This is a genomic window from Cyanobium sp. LEGE 06113 (assembly GCF_015207615.1).
This window is the reverse complement of the sequence record NZ_JADEWM010000003.1, coordinates 107958-124727: the sequence shown is the minus strand read 5'-3', so window position 1 is coordinate 124727 and position 16770 is coordinate 107958. Positions and strand designations below refer to the sequence as shown.

Annotated in this window: 20 protein-coding genes; 7 read left to right on the top strand and 13 right to left on the bottom strand. The window is 69.0% G+C overall.

Annotated features, from left to right (window positions below; translation table 11 throughout):
* Positions 1 to 71 precede the first annotated feature (71 nt).
* Positions 72 to 200 (top strand): hypothetical protein, encoded by a 129-nt coding sequence (locus IQ220_RS16020; protein ID WP_255460158.1) that lies wholly within the window; start codon positions 72 to 74, stop codon positions 198 to 200.
* A gap of 22 nt (positions 201 to 222) precedes the next feature.
* Here IQ220_RS16020 and IQ220_RS06760 read toward each other — a convergent pair whose 3' ends face one another.
* From IQ220_RS06760 to IQ220_RS06745, 4 genes are all read right to left on the bottom strand, one after another.
* Positions 223 to 579: a hypothetical protein gene (locus IQ220_RS06760; RefSeq protein WP_193913878.1), complete on the bottom strand. Its 357-nt coding sequence runs from the start codon at positions 577 to 579 to the stop codon at positions 223 to 225.
* Complete coding sequence (locus tag IQ220_RS06755; protein WP_186696821.1) at positions 576 to 824, bottom strand: hypothetical protein; 249 nt, start codon at positions 822 to 824, stop codon at positions 576 to 578. The genes IQ220_RS06760 and IQ220_RS06755 overlap by 4 nt, the downstream gene beginning before the upstream one ends.
* Before the next feature lie 105 nt (positions 825 to 929).
* A complete protein-coding gene (locus IQ220_RS06750) occupies positions 930 to 1550 on the bottom strand; it encodes a DUF4335 domain-containing protein (protein ID WP_193913876.1) in 621 nt (206 codons plus the stop codon).
* A 7-nt stretch (positions 1551 to 1557) separates the two neighbouring features.
* The gene (locus IQ220_RS06745; RefSeq protein ID WP_193913874.1) at positions 1558 to 2118 is read right to left on the bottom strand and encodes a DUF3038 domain-containing protein; all 561 of its coding nucleotides are present in this window, start codon (positions 2116 to 2118) and stop codon (positions 1558 to 1560) included.
* Between the two features lie 41 nt (positions 2119 to 2159).
* Between IQ220_RS06745 and IQ220_RS06740 the strand changes: the two genes are divergently transcribed.
* Positions 2160 to 2684: an adenine phosphoribosyltransferase gene (locus tag IQ220_RS06740; RefSeq protein ID WP_186696824.1), complete on the top strand. Its 525-nt coding sequence runs from the start codon at positions 2160 to 2162 to the stop codon at positions 2682 to 2684.
* A 14-nt stretch (positions 2685 to 2698) separates the two neighbouring features.
* Here the strand turns inward: IQ220_RS06740 and IQ220_RS06735 are convergent, their stop codons facing one another.
* The 5 genes from IQ220_RS06735 to dapB all read right to left on the bottom strand — a co-directional run bounded on the left by IQ220_RS06735 (position 2699) and on the right by dapB (position 6145).
* Positions 2699 to 2911 (bottom strand): DUF2949 domain-containing protein, encoded by a 213-nt coding sequence (locus IQ220_RS06735; protein ID WP_186696825.1) that lies wholly within the window; start codon positions 2909 to 2911, stop codon positions 2699 to 2701.
* A 25-nt stretch (positions 2912 to 2936) separates the two neighbouring features.
* The gene (locus tag IQ220_RS06730; RefSeq protein WP_228008957.1) at positions 2937 to 4112 is read right to left on the bottom strand and encodes an FAD-dependent monooxygenase; all 1176 of its coding nucleotides are present in this window, start codon (positions 4110 to 4112) and stop codon (positions 2937 to 2939) included.
* Between the two features lie 111 nt (positions 4113 to 4223).
* Entirely contained in the window at positions 4224 to 4469 is a 246-nt protein-coding gene (locus IQ220_RS06725) for a high light inducible protein (protein ID WP_186696826.1), read from the bottom strand.
* Between the two features lie 112 nt (positions 4470 to 4581).
* The gene (locus IQ220_RS06720; protein WP_193913870.1) at positions 4582 to 5229 is read right to left on the bottom strand and encodes a hypothetical protein; all 648 of its coding nucleotides are present in this window, start codon (positions 5227 to 5229) and stop codon (positions 4582 to 4584) included.
* Between the two features lie 34 nt (positions 5230 to 5263).
* A complete protein-coding gene (dapB, locus tag IQ220_RS06715) occupies positions 5264 to 6145 on the bottom strand; it encodes a 4-hydroxy-tetrahydrodipicolinate reductase (protein ID WP_193913868.1) in 882 nt (293 codons plus the stop codon).
* Positions 6146 to 6248: 103 nt separating this feature from the next.
* On the opposite strand from dapB, the gene IQ220_RS06710 reads away from it, so the two are divergent.
* A complete protein-coding gene (locus IQ220_RS06710; protein ID WP_193913866.1) occupies positions 6249 to 10256 on the top strand; it encodes a magnesium chelatase subunit H in 4008 nt (1335 codons plus the stop codon).
* A 25-nt stretch (positions 10257 to 10281) separates the two neighbouring features.
* Positions 10282 to 11052, top strand: a complete 771-nt coding sequence (locus IQ220_RS06705) for an SDR family NAD(P)-dependent oxidoreductase (protein ID WP_193913864.1) — start codon at positions 10282 to 10284, stop codon at positions 11050 to 11052.
* On the opposite strand, the gene folP is transcribed toward IQ220_RS06705, so the two are convergent.
* From folP to IQ220_RS06690, 3 genes are read right to left on the bottom strand one after another with little or no spacing between them, the layout of a single operon-like run.
* Positions 11049 to 11891 carry a dihydropteroate synthase gene (gene folP / locus IQ220_RS06700; RefSeq protein WP_193913862.1) on the bottom strand — a complete coding sequence of 281 codons (843 nt, stop codon included), beginning with the start codon at positions 11889 to 11891 and terminating at the stop codon, positions 11049 to 11051. The genes IQ220_RS06705 and folP overlap by 4 nt on opposite strands.
* Positions 11892 to 11894: 3 nt before the next feature.
* Positions 11895 to 12635: a triose-phosphate isomerase gene (gene tpiA / locus IQ220_RS06695; protein WP_193913860.1), complete on the bottom strand. Its 741-nt coding sequence runs from the start codon at positions 12633 to 12635 to the stop codon at positions 11895 to 11897.
* 45 nt (positions 12636 to 12680) lie between these two features.
* Entirely contained in the window at positions 12681 to 12890 is a 210-nt protein-coding gene (locus tag IQ220_RS06690; protein WP_193913858.1) for an RNA-binding S4 domain-containing protein, read from the bottom strand.
* A 24-nt stretch (positions 12891 to 12914) separates the two neighbouring features.
* On the opposite strand from IQ220_RS06690, the gene IQ220_RS06685 reads away from it, so the two are divergent.
* From IQ220_RS06685 to IQ220_RS06675, 3 genes are read left to right on the top strand one after another with little or no spacing between them, the layout of a single operon-like run.
* Positions 12915 to 14699: an ABC transporter ATP-binding protein gene (locus IQ220_RS06685; RefSeq protein WP_193913856.1), complete on the top strand. Its 1785-nt coding sequence runs from the start codon at positions 12915 to 12917 to the stop codon at positions 14697 to 14699.
* The gene (locus IQ220_RS06680; RefSeq protein WP_193913855.1) at positions 14696 to 15058 is read left to right on the top strand and encodes a hypothetical protein; all 363 of its coding nucleotides are present in this window, start codon (positions 14696 to 14698) and stop codon (positions 15056 to 15058) included. Before IQ220_RS06685 ends, IQ220_RS06680 begins: the two co-directional genes overlap by 4 nt.
* Before the next feature lie 22 nt (positions 15059 to 15080).
* On the top strand, positions 15081 to 15302 hold the full coding sequence (locus IQ220_RS06675) for a DUF6447 family protein (RefSeq protein ID WP_186696836.1): 222 nt from the start codon (positions 15081 to 15083) through the stop codon (positions 15300 to 15302).
* 31 nt (positions 15303 to 15333) lie between these two features.
* On the opposite strand, the gene IQ220_RS06670 is transcribed toward IQ220_RS06675, so the two are convergent.
* Entirely contained in the window at positions 15334 to 16698 is a 1365-nt protein-coding gene (locus IQ220_RS06670; RefSeq protein ID WP_228008997.1) for a sodium:alanine symporter family protein, read from the bottom strand.
* Positions 16699 to 16770 lie beyond the last annotated feature (72 nt).

Sequence of the window (16770 nt, the reverse complement as noted above, 5' to 3'; positions counted from 1 at the left end):
ACCTGGCCAGCTTCAGAGCCAAACAGACAAGGAACGACACAGCCGCTCAGATGGCAGGCTGAGAGCATCCCTTGCCCGCCACTCCCATGGCCCAGGAGCCCCCCCAGCGCCCCGCCTGGCTCAACTGGCTGTTTCTGGCCGCCTTTCTGTGGTCGAGCTGGCAGCTGGCCGGCCTCTGGTTTTCGCGTCTGCACGGCTGAACCGGGGCCTCGCCGCCGGGGTTCAGGAGCGGCGCGGCAGGCAGGCCCGCACGAGCCGCACCACTCCCCCCACCACCAGCACCAGCGCCCCCAGGGTCACCACCACCAGCAGCACCACGGCGAGCAGCTGCACAAACCCCAGCAGGAAGGTGCTCACGCCCTCGATCAGGTGGACGGTGGCCTCGCTGAGCAGCAGAAACGCATCCAGCCGGGTGGGGATCTGCAGCAGCCCCGCCAGCAAGCCACAGCCCAGGGCGCCCAGCAGCAGCCCGGAGCCGAACTGCCGCAGCCGCGTCGGCCGGTTCCTGCGCCGAAACACCTTGCGCTGACCACCCGGTTTCTGGGGGAGCTGCAGCAGGGGGCGGCGGGAGGAGGTCATGCCTCAAGGGGGTGGCCGGCGCCACGCATCCAGCGCTCGAATTCCATCAGCACCAGCTCGTTGGGGCAGTCGATCAGATGCAGACCGCCCACGGAGCAGTCGCCCTGGCCACCGTGATGGAGGGTGAGCCGAAACGTCTCGCCGCTGAGGCCACAGACCTCGGGGTCGCTGCGCACCACCACATCCAGCGTGGCTCCCAGGCGCGCCACCCGGATCCGCAACTCAGACCAGCTCAGTGTCGTCATCGGCGGGCAGAGCAAGCGGAGAGAACAGGACGAAAGACCGCGCCCTGAGGCCGAGCCCACCTGAATCCTGGCCTCAGTGTGACCAGCCAGGCGCCGGCGTCAAGCTCAGGGGCTGGGAGGGGGCTCAGGCGAGGGGTCTGGCTCAGCGGCCGGGGCCTGTGGGGCAGCCGTGGGCTGGGGACGGGGTTCGGGGAGCAACAGGCTCACTCCCGCCGCGAAGGCCAGGGCCACGGCACCGCCCAACGGCGCCGCCAGGCGCTGGCGCCGCGGCAACCGCCCCTGCACCTCCCGGGGCTTCAGGGGCTGGGGCGCGGGCAGATCCAGGGGCATCTGCAGGCGCGGGTCGAGGCGGAGCTGGTCGAGCACCCGCACCAGATCCGCCAGCTCGGCGTCATCCAGTCCGATCGTGAGAGGCGGGGTGTCGGGCTGGCTGCTGCGCAGCAACAGGGTGTGGGTAGCCCCTGCGGGGCCAATTTCCACCGGCAGGGGCGGGCCGCCGAAGCGGCGGCGCACGCCGCTGATCAGATGGCGGGCATAGGGCAACACCACCTGCATCAGCGCCAGCAGGTGCTCCTTGCGCCCCTCCAGCTCCGGCCGGCCGGCCCAGCGCAGGCTCCAGCCGGTGATGATCCCGATCGCCTCGCCCCGCTGCCCGACCGACACGTCGGGCAAACCCTCCACCTGCAAGCGGCAGCTGAGTTGTTCGAATCGCAGGGTCTGTTTCATGGTGGGCTCAGCCGCCGGGGTCCATCAGGCTGGCGCGCACCCGCTCGAAGCCGCCGATGCCGCCGCCCAGGGCCAGGGTCTGCACCAGCTGATACCGCTGGGGGGCCCCCAGCACGGGATCCAGCAGCCGCTGCACCCCCACCCGGCGGGGATTCATGCGTTCGTTGAGCAGGGCCGCGAGGCGTCCCTGGAACAGCTGCCAGCGCTGCTCGCGCACCTGGGGCGATTCGGACTCCGAAAGCAACGCCCGCAGCAGGGGGTAGAGGCGGTCGGCCAGGGCGCAGAGGATGCGGATCAGGGCGTCTGTCTCGGCCGGATCGAGCTCGCCGCGGCGGGTGGTGCGGCGCAGGGGGTTGTAGCAGCGCCGTTTCCAGAGCTCCACCCGGTTGGGGAACAGGCCGGTGAAGCCCATCTCTTCGCTCAGCCACACCATCGCCTCGCCGCCGTTGAGGTCGAGGGCCTCCACGCTCAGCAGCAGCAGGTCGAGCCGCTCCAGTCCCCGCCGGGGCAGCCTGGTCTGCTCAGCGGGCCGGGGCGGGGCTGGCGGTGCTGCAGCAGGGTCGCTCATGGCTGCGATGATGCCAGCTCCCGCCCCCCTTCGTCACGCCGATGGCCGTTGATCTGCGCCGGTTCGTGCGCGACGTGCCCGACTTCCCCAAGCCCGGCATCCTGTTCCGCGATCTCACGCCGCTGATGCGCGATCCCCAGGGTTGGCAGGAGGTGATCCGCCAGCTGGAGCTGGCCGCCACGGCGCTGCAGCCGGATCTGATCGTGGGCATCGAATCGCGGGGCTTCATCGTGGGCATGGCCCTGGCCACCCGCCTGGAGCTGGGCTTCGTGCCGGTGCGCAAGCCCGGCAAGCTGCCCGGCGCCGTGACCGGGGTGGACTACGCCCTCGAATACGGCAGCGACCGGCTCGAAATCTGCAGCGATGCCCTCCAGGGCAGCCCCAGGGTGCTGGTGGTGGACGATCTGCTCGCCACCGGTGGCACCGCCGCCGCCTGCGCCGAACTGGTGAGCAGTGCCGGGGGCGAGCTGTGCGGCTTCAGCTTCGTGGCCGAACTGGCTGGTCTGGCCGGCCGCAGCCGCCTGCCCGAGGCCCAGTCGATCACCTCGTTGATCATTTACGACTGAGATCAGAGCCTCGCCTAGAGGTTGCTGTCCTGCCAGCTCCACACCTGCTCGAGCTGCTCCAGGCTGATCAGGCCGTAGCGCCACAGCACCGCCGGCAGGGGCGCCTGCTCCAGCTGGGACTGCTTGATGCCGAGCGCCAGGGCGCTCTCGCTCAGGCCCAGCTGGTTGCGCAGATAGCGCAGCAGGGCCTGGGGAGGCGGCGACTGGGGGCTGGAGCTGATGACCATGGTCAGGGCGTCATCAGCAGAGACCTCACCATGGCTGGCAGGGGCCGTGGGTCATGGCCCCCAGGCTGAGCCGGCGCAATGGAGCCAGTGAGGCCAGCCCCGCCAGGCCCAGCCGCCGCAACGGCAGCAGCAGCCTGGCACGGTTGGAGAACAGGCGCATCAGCAGATCGGTGGCCGCCAGGGTGAGCAGCAGGTCGGGCCAGCGGCGGCGGCCATAGGCCGCCGGCAGCCGTTCGGGCCGTAGCCGCCCGGCGGTGGCCCGCCGGGCCAGGCGGTGCAGCACGGCCACATCGCGCCAGCAGAGATTGAGCCCCTGGCCACCCACGGGATGGCAGCGGTGGGCGCTCTCCCCCACCAGCAGCGTGGTGCCGGAGCTCAGCCGGCGGGCCAGCAGCAGACCCACAGGAAAGGCCCTGGGCTGATCCAGCAGTGCATCGGGCTGCAGGTTGCCCGGGAGGCTGGCGGCCAGTACATCCAGAAAGGCATTGGAACCGAGGCTCTCCAGCCGGCGACAGCGGCCACTGGCCGCGCTCCACACCATCTGGGCCTGGCCGGCCGCCAGCGGCAGCACGGCGAAAGGTCCCTCAGGCCGGAACAGCTCCCAGGCCTCATCGGCGGCGGCGCCGCGCAGGGCCACCTGGGCCGTGAGGCAGCTCTGGCGGTAGGTGTGCTGCCACACGCCGATGCCCAGGGCCTCGCGGTGGGGGGAGTGGGGACCATCGGCGGCCACCACCAGATCGGGGGCCTCGCGGCCCGCCTCGGCCTCCAGGCAGGCAGCGGGCTCCAACCCACTCCCCAGCTGCAGGGACACCGCCGGGTGGGCCTGCAGCCGCGCCAGCAGCAGCTCCATCAGGGGCCGGTGCAAGCCCACCCAGCCCACGGCGGCTCCGGCACCACGGCGCAGGGCCGGGGCCAGATCGCCCAGCCCGAACGGCACCGCCGCCCCCACCGCCTGATCACAGAGCAGCAGGCGCCGAAACGGCACCATCACCTCCTGCAGGGCCACCCAGAGGTCGAGCTGCTCCAGCAGGCGCCGGCTGGCGTGGCTGAAGGCGTAGGCCCGCTGGCGGCTGCAGAGCTGCTCGGCGTCCAGGGGGTCAGTCAGGGTCACCTGCCAGCCGGCAGCAGCCAGGGCCAGGGCACTGAGGGAGCCGGTGGGGCCGGCCCCGTGCACCAGGGCCCGATAGGGGGTGGTCGCCATCGCGTAGCCAGGCATCAAAAAAGCCGCAGGTCAGTCTGCGGCTCAGGGAGAAAGGATGCTCAGAGAGCCGCGCTCAGAAAGGCGCCCTCAGAGCAGCGCCAGCAGATGGGATCAGCCGATGCCCAGCAGGCCGCGGGTGAACGCTTCGCCGCCCAGGGCCAGCTCGGTGGCGAGCAGGGCAATGAAGCCCAGCATGGCCATGCGGCCGTTCAGCTTTTCGGCACGCTCATGGAAACCCCAGCCGCTCTCGGGGCTCACCACTTCCATGCGGGGCTCGCTGGCGAAGGCGTTGAGGCGGCCACCGTCTTCGGTGGTCACGGTGGCGCCGCGGATGATGGCGGGATTGGCTTGGGTCATGCGGGAACCTCGTTCACTGCATGAAATGTAACACATTGTTGCGCTGTGTGACGAGCTGTTGCTCAGGGGCTGGCTGATCTGGCGGCCCTGGGCCGTCCTGGCCGGCTCGTCCCTACCGCAGGCGCCGCAGGCACAGCTCCTCGAACGCAGGCTTGAGCAGGAAGGGATACTCGCCCACCCACAGCTTCAACTGGGGCAGCCAGGCGTCGGTGATGGCGCCGATGCGGGAGAAGTCGCGCCGCTCGCTCAGCACCAGCAGCCGCACCACCTGGCCGCGCCGGATCAGCTGATGCTTCTTGTCCATCGGAAAGCGCAGCTTGCCCAGGTAGCCCTCCTCGTCTTCCAGCTCCAGCGTCAGCCAGGTGCGGCGGTTCTCCACCAGCTCCAGCCGCCCCCCCTTGTCGGCCTGTTCGCGCCGGTTCTCCACCACCTCGGTGGTGTAGAGGTCGCCCACCTGGCCCTCGAAGATCGCCGCGGCGGGGTATTTGCGCAGGATGGCGTTACGGCGGCCGGCCTCCAGGATCGGCCCCCACAGCATGTAGAGCAGGAACACGAAGCCCGTCACCAGCATGATCGGACCGGCCTGGCTGGAGAACAGCAGCGTCTGGCTCACCAGCAGGCTGATCACGCCCCCGATCACCGAGATGAAGAAGCGCTGCAGCAGCTTGCGGGGCGAGCCGCTGCAGGCGTTGAACTGGGGGCCGGTGGCCACCGCCGGAATCAGCCTGTTCAGCTCCCCCGGCTTCAGCGGAATCAGCATCGCCCCACCCTGCCGGGCCTGAACCTGGCGCCCATCACAGCAGGCGCTCCAGGCCATACACCAGGCCCGGCAGCGACCGCACCCGCCGCACCGCCAGCAGCACCCCCGGCATGTAGGCGGCCCGCTCGATCGTGTCGTGGCGGAGCGTATAGGTTTCGCCCGCCGCGCCGAACATCACCTGCTGGTGGGCCACCAGCCCGGGCAGGCGCACCGCATGCAGGCGCAGACCGCTCTCGCGCTGGCCACCGCGGCAGCCGGCCAGGCTTTCGTGCTCCTCCACCTGCAGGGGATTGAAGCGTTTGCCCAGCTCCTCCATCAGCTCGGCCGTCTTGATGCAGGTGCCGCTGGGGGCATCGGCCTTGCGGTTGTGGTGCAGTTCGGTGAGCTCGGCGAAGTCGTAGAAGCGGGCGGCGGCGGCGGCGGCCTGCTGCAGCAGCACCATGCCCACCGAGAAGTTGGGAATCACGGCGCCGCCGATCGAGGCCTTGCCCGCAAACACCGCCAGATCGTTGAGCTGCTCCGGGCTCAGCCCCGTGGTGCCGATCACCGGGTGCACGCCATAGGCGATGGCGCCGCGGGTGTGCTCATACACCACCTTCGGATGGGTGAAGTCCACCAGCACCGCCCCCTGGCCGGGGCCGTCCTGGCGCACCAGCTGGCTGGCCTGGCAGAGGCAGCCCTCGAAGTCAGCCGTGACGGCCACCTCCAGCTCGCCCAGGCCCAGCTCCAGACCCACATCGGCACCCTCCTTGCCGGGGGTGGTGTCGATCGCCCCCACCAGGCGGCAGTCGGGCGAAGCCAGCAGGGCCCGGATCACCTCCGCGCCCATGCGGCCGAGGGCGCCGGCCACCACCACCGCGATCGAGGCGGGGCTGCTGGACGCTGCGGTGGGGGCACTGGCGGCGGTGCTGGTCATGGCCTCGAAACCGTTCTCATCAACGCTTGCTGCAGAGCCTATGGGGCAGCCACCGCCCCAGGGAGAGGGTTCGTAAAGTCAGTCCACCCACTTTCACGCCCGCATGTTCACGCAGGTCCGCTCCGCCAACCGTCGGGTCAGCCCTGCCGCCTCCCATTGCGGTGCGGTGATGAAGGCCGTCTACGTGGTGCTAGAGCCCCAGTACCAGAACGCCCTCACCCAGGCAGCCACGGCGCTCAACGACCAGAACGGTCCCCTGGCGATCGAGCTGAGCGGCTATCTGATCGAGGAGCTGCGCGATCCCACCAACTACGCCGACTTCTGCGCCGATGTTGCGGCGGCGGATGTGTTCATCGCCTCGCTGATCTTCATCGAGGACCTGGCCCAGAAGGTGGTGGAGGCCGTGGCGCCCCACCGCGACAAGCTCAAGGCGGCCGTGGTGTTTCCCTCCATGCCGGAGGTGATGCGGCTCAACAAGCTCGGCACCTTCTCGATGGCCCAGCTGGGCCAGAGCAAGAGCGCCATCGCCGGCTTCATGAAGAAGCGGAAGGAGGCCGGCGGCGCCGGTTTCCAGGACGCGATGCTCAAGCTGCTCAACACTCTGCCCACGGTTCTCAAGTACCTACCGGTGGAGAAGGCGCAGGACGCTCGCTCCTTCATGCTCAGCTTCCAGTACTGGCTGGGCGGCACGCCGGACAACCTGCGCAACTTCCTGTTGATGCTGGCGGACAAGTACGTGTTCCCCCGCGGCAGCGGCAGTGAGCGGGCGGCGGTGGCGGTGGCCGAACCGGTGGTGTTCCCCGACCTGGGCATCTGGCACCCCCTGGCGCCGTCGATGTTCGAGGACCTGAAGGAATACCTCAACTGGAGCGCCAGCCGCACTGATCTGAGCGAGAAGGCCCGCAGCGGCCCGGTGATCGGCCTGGTGCTGCAGCGCAGCCACATCGTCACCGGCGACGAGGCCCACTACGTGGCCGTGATCCAGGAACTCGAATACCGCGGCGCCACCGTGATTCCGGTGTTCTGCGGCGGCCTCGACTTCACCCGTCCGGTGAACGCCTTCTTCTACGACCCGCTCAAGCCAGGCAGCCCCCTGGTGGATGGGGTGGTGTCGCTCACCGGCTTCGCCCTGGTGGGTGGTCCGGCCCGCCAGGACCACCCCAAGGCGATCGAGGTGCTCAAGAGCCTCAACCGCCCCTACATGGTGGCCCTGCCGCTGGTGTTCCAGACCACCCAGGAATGGGAGGAGAGCGACCTGGGCCTGCACCCGGTGCAGGTGGCCCTGCAGATCGCCATCCCCGAACTCGATGGCGCCATCGAGCCGATCGTGCTCAGCGGCCGCGACGACGCCACCGGCAAGGCCCACACCCTGCAAGACCGGGTGGAGGCGATCGCCGAGCGCTCGATCCGCTGGGCCTCCCTGCGCATCAAGCCCCGGGCCACCAAGAAGCTGGCGATCACGGTGTTCAGCTTCCCGCCCGACAAGGGCAATGTGGGCACCGCCGCCTACCTCGATGTGTTCGGCTCCATCCACCGGGTGATGGAGGAGATGGCAGCCCAGGGCTACGACCTCGGCAGCCTGCCCTGCACGCCGAAAGAGCTGATGGAGTCGGTGCTGCAGGATCCCGAAGCCCTGGAGGGTGCCCCCGAACTGGCCATCGCCCACCGCATGAGCGTGGCGGAGTACGAGCAGCTCACCCCCTACTCCGAGCGGCTGGAGGAGAACTGGGGCAAGCCCCCCGGCAACCTCAACTCCGACGGCACCAACCTGCTGATCTACGGCCGCCACTTCGGCAACGTGTTCGTGGGGGTGCAGCCCACCTTCGGCTACGAGGGCGATCCGATGCGGCTGCTCTATTCGCGCAGCGCCAGCCCCCACCACGGTTTTGCCGCCTACTACACCTACCTGGAGAAGGTGTGGGGCGCCGACGCCGTGCTGCACTTCGGCACCCACGGCTCGCTGGAGTTCATGCCCGGCAAGCAGATGGGCATGAGCGACACCTGCTACCCCGATTCCCTGATCGGCGCCCTGCCGAACCTCTATTACTACGCCGCCAACAACCCCTCAGAAGCCACGATCGCCAAGCGGCGCGGCTACGCCGAAACGATCAGCTATCTCACGCCACCGGCCGAAAATGCCGGCCTCTACCGCGGCCTCAAGGAGCTGGGTGAGCTGGTGGGCTCCTACCAGCAGCTGCGCGAGAGCAGCCGCGGCGTGCAGATCGTCAACGCGGCGGTCGAAACCGCCCGCCAGTGCAACCTCGACAAGGACGTGGCCCTGCCCGAAGGCGATGCAGCCGAGCTCGACCTGGCCGCGCGCGACGCGGTGATCGGCCAGATCTACCGCCAGCTGATGGAGATCGAGAGCCGCCTGCTGCCCTGCGGGCTGCACACCATCGGCAAGCCCCCCACCGCCGAGGAGGCCATCGCCACTCTGGTGAACATTGCCGCCCTCGAGCGCGAGGAGGACGGCCTGCGCTCCCTGCCGGCCCTGCTGGCCGAGAGCCGCGGCCGCACGATTGCCGAGGTCTACAAGGGCAACGACGAGGGCGTGCTCGCCGACGTGGAGCTCAATCGGGAGATCACCGAAACCTGCCGCGCTGCCGTGGGGGCGATGGTGAAGGCCGTCACCGGCAGCGATGGCCGCGTCACCCTGCGCCGCAACTTCGCCTGGTTCTTCAACCTGCTGGAGCGCTTCGGCTTCAAGCTGCCCAGCCCCTGGCTGGGTGCCTGCTGCTCGGCCGGCTTCGCCCAGGTGAACCAGGCCGACCTCGATCAGCTGTTCGGCTACCTGCAGTTCTGCCTGGAGCAGATCTGCGCCGACTTCGAGATGCAGAGCCTGCTGCGGGCCCTCGATGGCGAATACGTGCTGCCGGGCCCCGGCGGTGATCCGATCCGCAACCCCGGCGTGCTGCCCAGCGGCAAGAACATCCACGCCCTCGATCCCCAGGCCATCCCCACCAAGGCCGCCATCGCTGCTGCCAAGGTGGTGGTGGACCGTCTGATCGAGCGCCAGAAGGCCGAGCAGGGCACCTGGCCGGAAACGATCGCCTGCGTGCTCTGGGGCACCGACAACATCAAGACCTACGGAGAATCCCTGGCCCAGATCCTCTGGTTCATCGGCGTGCGCCCGGTGGCCGATTCCCTGGGCCGCGTCAACAAGCTGGAGCTGCTCTCGCTCGAAGAGCTGGGCCGGCCACGCATCGACGTGGTGGTGAACTGCAGCGGCGTGTTTCGCGACCTGTTCATCAACCAGATGGGCCTGATCGACCAGGGCGTGAAGATGGCCGCGGAGGCCGATGAACCGCTGGCGATGAACTTCGTGCGCAAGCACGCCCAGGAGCAGGCCGAGCAGGAGGGCATCTCCCTGCGCGATGCCGCCACCCGGGTGTTCTCCAATGCCAGCGGCAGCTACAGCTCGAATGTGAACCTGGCGGTGGAGAACAGCACCTGGGAGGAGGAGGGTGAACTGCAGGAGATGTACCTCTCCCGCAAGACCTTCGCCTTCAACGCCGACAACCCCGGCGAGATGAACCAGAAGCGGGGCGTGTTCGAGTCGGCGATGAAAACCGCCGACGTGACCTTCCAGAACCTGGATTCCGCCGAGATCTCGCTCACCGATGTGAGCCACTACTTCGACTCCGACCCCACCAAGCTGATCGCCGGCCTGCGCGACGACGGCAAGGCCCCCACCAGCTACATCGCTGACACCACCACCGCCAATGCCCAGGTGCGCTCCCTGAGCGAAACGATCCGCCTGGATTCGCGCACCAAGCTGCTCAACCCCAAGTGGTATGAGGGCATGCTCAACTCCGGCTACGAGGGCGTGCGGGAGGTGGCCAAACGGCTCAACTTCACCCTCGGCTGGAGCGCCACCAGCGGCGCCGTGGACAACTTCGTGTACGAAGACGCCAACGACACCTTCATCAACGATCCGGAGATGCGCCAGCGGCTGATGGAGCTCAACCCCCACAGCTTCCGCCGCATCGTGGGCACCCTGCTGGAAGTGAACGGCCGCGGCTACTGGGAGACCTCAGACGAGAACATCCAGCAGCTCCAGGAGATCTACCAGGAGATCGAAGACCGGATCGAGGGGGTCACGGCCCCCTGAGGTCCTGCCATCGGATCCCCCCACCATGAAGGCTTTTCGACTGGATGGCCAACGCGCCCTGATCTCCGGCGGCTCCAAGGGCCTGGGGGCTGCCATCGCCAGCAGCTTCGCCGAGGCCGGTGCTGACATCGGCCTGATCGGCAGGGACACCGACGGCCTGAACAGGGTCAAGGCCGTTGTCGAGAGCTACGGGCGCCACTGCTGCCTGATCGAAGCCGATCTCGGCTCGGTGGAGGGTGCCAGGCGCGCCGGGGAAACAGCCCTGGAGCTCTTTCCGCAATGGGATGTGCTGGTCAACAACGCCGGCATCGCCAGGCCCGCTCCGATCCTGGAGATCAGCGAAGCCGATTGGCAGGACACCTTCGCGGTGAACCTGCGCTCCGCCTTGATCCTCTCGCAACTGATCGTTCCCCAGATGATCAGCAGAGGCCGCGGCAAGGTGCTGAACATCTCGTCGTTGGGTGCCTTTCTTGGCACCCCTGGATTAGGCGCCTATGCCGCCTCCAAGGCCGCCATCAACCAGCTGACCCGAACCATGGCCGTGGAATGGGGGCCGGCCAATGTTCAGGTGAATGCCCTTTGTCCCACCGTGATCCTCACCGAGCTGGGCCATGAGCTCTGGGACAGCCCTGCCATGCAGGCAGCCAGACAAGCCAAGGAAAGCAGGATTCCCCTGCACCGCTTTGCAGAACCCGAGGAGGTGGCCCGGGTGGCCCTGTTCCTGGCCAGTGCCGCTGCTGATTTCATCCAGGGCGTGTGCCTGCCCCTGGATGGGGGCCTGCTGATCGCCCCCTAGGGCTCAGCCCGCACGATCGCATCCACCATGCGGGCGGTCTGCACGATCGGCCCCACGTCGTGCACCCGCAGCACATCGGCGCCGGCGCTGATCGCCTGGGCGCAGACCGCCGCGGTGCCCCAGAGCCTGGCCCTGGGTCGGGGCTCCCCGAGCACTGCGCCGATGAAGCGCTTGCGGGAGGGGCCCAGCAGCAGGGGGAAGCCCTCCTGCCGCAGCGCCGCCAGCCCCCGCAGCAGGGAGAGGTTGTGCTCGGTGGTCTTGGCAAAGCCCAGGCCCGGATCCCAGATCAGCTGATCCGCCCGCACCCCCGCCGCCAGAGCGGCGTCGGTGGCCCGCAGCAACTCCTGGCGCACCTCCGCCACCACGTCGGTGTAGACGGCCAGCCCATCCATGCTGCGGCTGTCGCCGCGGCTGTGCATCAGCACCAGCGGGCAGCCCGCCGCCGCCACCACCTGCAGCAGGGCGGGATCGCGTCGGCCGCCGCTCACGTCGTTGATCCAGTCGGCCCCGGCCTGCAGGGCGGCGTCCGCCACCGCGGCGCGGAAGGTGTCGATTGAGAGCAGCGGCCGCTTCGCCGGCAGCCGGCCCTCAAGCAGGGCGCGCAGCACCGGCAGCACCCGGGCGGCTTCCTCGGCAGCACCCACCTCGCTGGCGCCAGGACGGGTGCTCTGGCCGCCGAGATCGAGCACGTGCGCACCCTCGCGGCTCATGCGGACCGCCTGAGCCACGGCCGGCTCCAGATCCAGGTAGCGGCCGCCATCGCTGAAGGAGTCGGGGGTGAGGTTGAGCACCCCCATCACCAGCGTGCGCTCACCCCAGCGCGGCGGCTGGCTGGCCATGGCTCACACCGCCGCCGACACCTGGAAGTTGGCGATGCGCGCAAAGCTCTCGGGATCGAGCGAAGCGCCGCCCACCAGCACGCCATCGATGTCGCTCTGGGCCATCAGATCATCGATGGTGGCGGGATTCACCGAGCCGCCGTACTGCACCGTGACCTCGGGGTTGCCCACCCAGCCGCGGATCAGGCCGCAGATGCGGTTGGCCTCCTCGGCGGGGCAGGTCTTGCCGGTGCCGATCGCCCAGATCGGCTCGTAGGCCACGATCAGCCGCGACGGATCCACCGCCTCCAACCCCTGCTCGATCTGACGGTGGATCACCCGTTCGGTTTCCGCCGTCTCGCGCTGGTCGAGGCTCTCGCCCACACACAGAATCGGCACCAGCCCGTGCTTCTGGGCCGTGCGGGCCCGCAGGTTGATCTGCTCGTCGGATTCGCTGAAGTACTTGCGCGGCTCGCTGTGGCCCACGATCGCGTGGGTCACGGCATGCTCCACCAGCATCGGCGCCGACACCATGCCGGTGTAGGCCCCCTGCTCCTCCCAGTGCACGTTCTGGGCGGCGATCGCCACGCCGGCGCCCTCAAGGTGGCGGCTCAGGGTGGGGATCGCCGTGAACGGCGGCGCGATCACCACCTGGCGGTCGCCCGGCAGGTCGGCGATCAGGGGCCGGAAGGCGGCAGCGAACTCCCGCGCCTCGGCGCAGGTCATGTGCATCTTCCAGTTACCTGCGATGACAGCCTTGGCCAAGGGTCCTCTCCCAGCGACGTGCTGCAAAAGCTAATGGGCCGCCTGTCAGCGGCCGTTGGCCCCGGGCGTGACGATCAGCTCGCGGCCGTCCACGCTCACCGCATCGCCAAGGGCCAGCTGGCGACCCCGGCGGGTTTCGATCAGGCCGTTGACGCGCACATCACCGCGCTGGATGCGCAGCTTGGCTTCGCCGCCGGTGGCCGCCAGCCCCTGATATTTGAGGAATTGGTCGAGCTTCACGGCGAATCTGCCCATGGGGACGGGCGATAGCGTGCCTTGATGCCCGCACCGCCTCCGGACAGCCTGCCCCAGCTGCAGCGGACCTCTGCCCCCAGCCTGGCCGGCACGGTGCGACGGCTGTGGCCCCTGCTCAGACCCCACCGCCGCCGCCTGCTGGCCGGCGGCGCCTGCATCCTGGTGTTCGTGCTCTGCTGGCCTGTGCTGGCCTGGCTGGCGGGGCGGCTGATTCCCGCGATCGGCGCCGGTGACGTGGGGCTCACCCTGCAGTCGATCCTGGCCGCCCTGGCGGTGTTCATGGTGCAGAAGGCGGCCCAGTACGGCCAGGACACGCTGCTGGCCAACCCGGCCCTGCGGGTCAGCCAGGCCCTGCGCCAGCAGCTGTTCGCGCGGCTGCAGCAGCTCGACTTCAACGCCCTGGAGAAACTCTCCGCCGGCGACCTCACCTACCGCCTCACCGAGGATGCCGACCGGGTGGGCGAGGTGATCTACAAGACCATCCAGGACACCACCCCCAGTGCCCTGCAGCTGGTGGCGGTGCTGGGTTACATGGTGTGGCTCGACTGGCCCCTGGCCCTGGCCACCCTGCTGCTGGCCCCCCTGGTGGCCCTGCTGGTGAGCGGCTTCGGGGCGCGGGTGATGGGGGCCGCCGAGCGCAGCCAGGAGCAGGTGAGCGAGCTGGCCAGCCTGCTGGGCGAGGCCATCTCCGGGCTGCCGCTGGTGCGGGCCTTCGCCGCCGAGCCCTGGCTGCAGCGGCGCTTTGACCAGGAGATCGACCTGCACCGCCGGGCCCGCTACCGCACCCTGCGGCTGCTGGCCCTGCAGCATCCGGTGGTGGGATTCCTCGAGGCCGCCGGCATCCTCACCGTGCTCTGGATCGGCGCCTGGCGGATCCAGTCGGGGCAGCTCGACAGCCAGGGCTTCAGCAGCTACGTGGCCGCCCTGCTGATGCTGATCGATCCGATCGCCCACCTCACCACCAACTTCAACGAATTCCAGCAGGGCCAGGCCTCCCTGCAGCGGCTGCGGGCGATCGAGAACGAGCCCGTCGAAACCCCCGACCGTCCCCAGGCGCAACCCCTGGGTCCGGTGCGCGGCGCCCTCCAGCTCGAGCAGGTGTGGTTCGCCTACGGCGACGGCGAGCCGGTGCTGCGCCAGGTGAGCCTGGAGGTGAAGCCCGGCCAGGTGGTGGCCCTGGTCGGCCCCTCCGGAGCCGGCAAGAGCACCCTGTTCTCGCTGCTGCTGCGCTTCAACAACTGCCAGCGGGGCCGGGTGCTGCTGGATGGCCACGACCTGGCCGACCTGCGCGCCCGGGAGCTGCGCCAGGCCGTGGCCCTGGTGCCCCAGCAGAGCAGCGTGTTCTCGGGCACGGTGGCCGAGGCGATCGCCTTCGGGCGGCCGGCCACCGCCGAGGCGATCCGCCAGGCGGCCCGCCTGGCCAACGCCGATGGCTTCATCAGCCAGCTGCCCCACGGCTATCAGAGCCGGCTGGAGGAACGGGGCCGCAACGTGTCCGGCGGCCAGCTGCAGCGGCTGGCGATCGCCCGGGCCGTGCTGGGCAATCCCGCCGTGCTGTTGCTCGATGAGGCCACCAGTGCCCTCGACGCCGAGGCCGAGGAGGCCGTGCAGGCCGGCCTGCAGACCGCCATGGCCGGCCGCAGCGTGCTGGTGATCGCCCACCGCCTCTCCACCGTGCAGAAGGCGGATCGCATCGTGGTGCTGGAGGCGGGCCGGATCGTGCAGCAGGGCAGCCACAATCAGCTGATGGCTCAGGACGGTCGCTACCGGCAGCTGTGCCGCCGCCAGTTCATCCACCTCGAACCATGACCGGCAGCCCCATCGGCTCGGCATTCGGCTGGGAATACCGCGTGATCCAAATCGATGTGGAGAGCGGCAACCCGCCGGAGCCGCCCTCGCCCCAGAGCGACAGCGAGCGGCTGGGCGGCGCCCTCAGCCCTGAGTTCCTGGAGCGGGAGTTCCCCCAGCAGTACAGCCCCCTCAACAGCACCCCCCGGCACCCCGCCGAGCAGCTGCAGTTCTTCCTCAATGCCCTGGGCCGGGAGCACTGGGAGATGGTGGAGGCCGCCCAGGTGGGGCCGTTGCTGATGTTCGTGTTCAAGCGGCCCCTGGCAAGCGCAGGAGGGTCCCTTCGCGCTGATCCCGGGGCAGGTCCGTCCGTAACCTGAGGGCACCTCAGCGTTGCGCATCTTGACCTCCACCCCCCAGCAGCCTCCCGTCCTCACCTTCGAGGGCAAGCGCTACGACCTCAACAGCCTGCCCAGTGAGCTCAAGGAACTGGTGAAGGGCATGCAGGTGGCCGATGCCCAGTTGCGCATGCACGAGGACACCCTCAAGGTGCTGGCCGTGGGCCGTCAGGCCATGGCCAGCCAGCTGAACGACAAGCTCAAGGCGATTGCACCCCTGCCCTGAGCCCCTGCCCCGATCCAGCGGTGGCCCGCCCTCAGCTGCGGGCCTCCCCATCGAAGCGGTAGGCCCGGGTGAGCCGGAACACGGTGCCGGAGAGCAGCAGCAGGCCGATCAGGTTGGGGATCGCCATCAGGCCATTGAGGGTATCGGCCACGGCCCAGACGGCGCCGCGGTCGCCGGCCACCGAGCCGATCACCACCACCGCCACCCACACCAGCCGGAAGGGCAGGATCGCCTTCACCCCGAAGAGATATTCGGTGCAGCGCTCGCCGTAGAAACTCCAGCCCAGCACCGTGGTGAAGGCGAAGACCACAAGCCCCACGGTGACCATCCAACCGCTGCCGGCGATGCCCATGTTGAAGGCACTGATCGAAAGATTGGCGCCGGATTCACCACTTTCATAGGCACCGGTGATGATGATCACCAGCGCCGTCATGCTGCAGATGATGATCGTGTCAATGAAGGTGCCGAGCATCGCCACCGTGCCCTGGCGCACGGGATCGCGGGTGCTGGCGGCGGCGTGGGCGATGGGGGCGCTGCCGAGGCCCGCCTCGTTGGAAAAGATGCCCCGCTTGAAGCCCATCAGGATCACCTGGGCCAGGGTGCCACTTGCCGCGGCCTTGCCGGTGAAGGCGTTGGAGAAAATCGTGCCGAAGGCGGCAGGGATCTCGGAAGCATTCGCCAGCATGATCAGCAGGCAGGCCAACACATAGAGAATGGCCATGGTCGGCACCACAGCGGATGCGGCCTGGGCGATCCGGCTGATGCCGCCGATGATCACACCGAACACCAGCGCGCCCAGCACCACGCCCGTGACCAGACGCGGGATCCCCACGGTCTGCAGAGCACTCGAAACCTCAAAGCACTGCACTCCGTTGCCGATTCCAAAGCCGGCAAGCATGCCGAACAGGGCAAAGAGGCCACCGAGCCAGGCCCAGCCAGGGCCAAGACCGTTGCGGATGTAATACATCGGCCCGCCCACATGGTTGCCGAGGGGATCCAACTCGCGGAAGTGCACGGCCAGCACGGCCTCCGCATACTTGGTGGCGATGCCGAAGATGGCGATCAGCCACATCCAGAACACCGCCCCAGGTCCGCCAATGGCGATGGCACCGGCGACACCGGCGATGTTGCCGGTGCCGATCGTGGCCGAGAGCGAGGTCATCAGGGCCTGGAACGGCGAGATCTCACCGTCCTTGGCGGAGCCGGCATGGCCCAGCATCATGCGCACGCCATAGGGGAGCCGCCGCAGTGGCATGAACCCCAGCCCCACCATCATCACCAGGCCGGTGAGGGCAATCAGGGTCACCGTGGGCCAGCCCCAGGCGAAGCTGTTGATCGGGGCGTTGATGGCCCTGATCGTGTCTTCAAGGCCGACGGGAAGTTGCCCCAGTGGCAGGGGGTTGCCAACAGGGGCTGTGGGAATACCCAAGGCGGAGCGCACGGTGGTGCGTGGATGGTGTCACAGGCA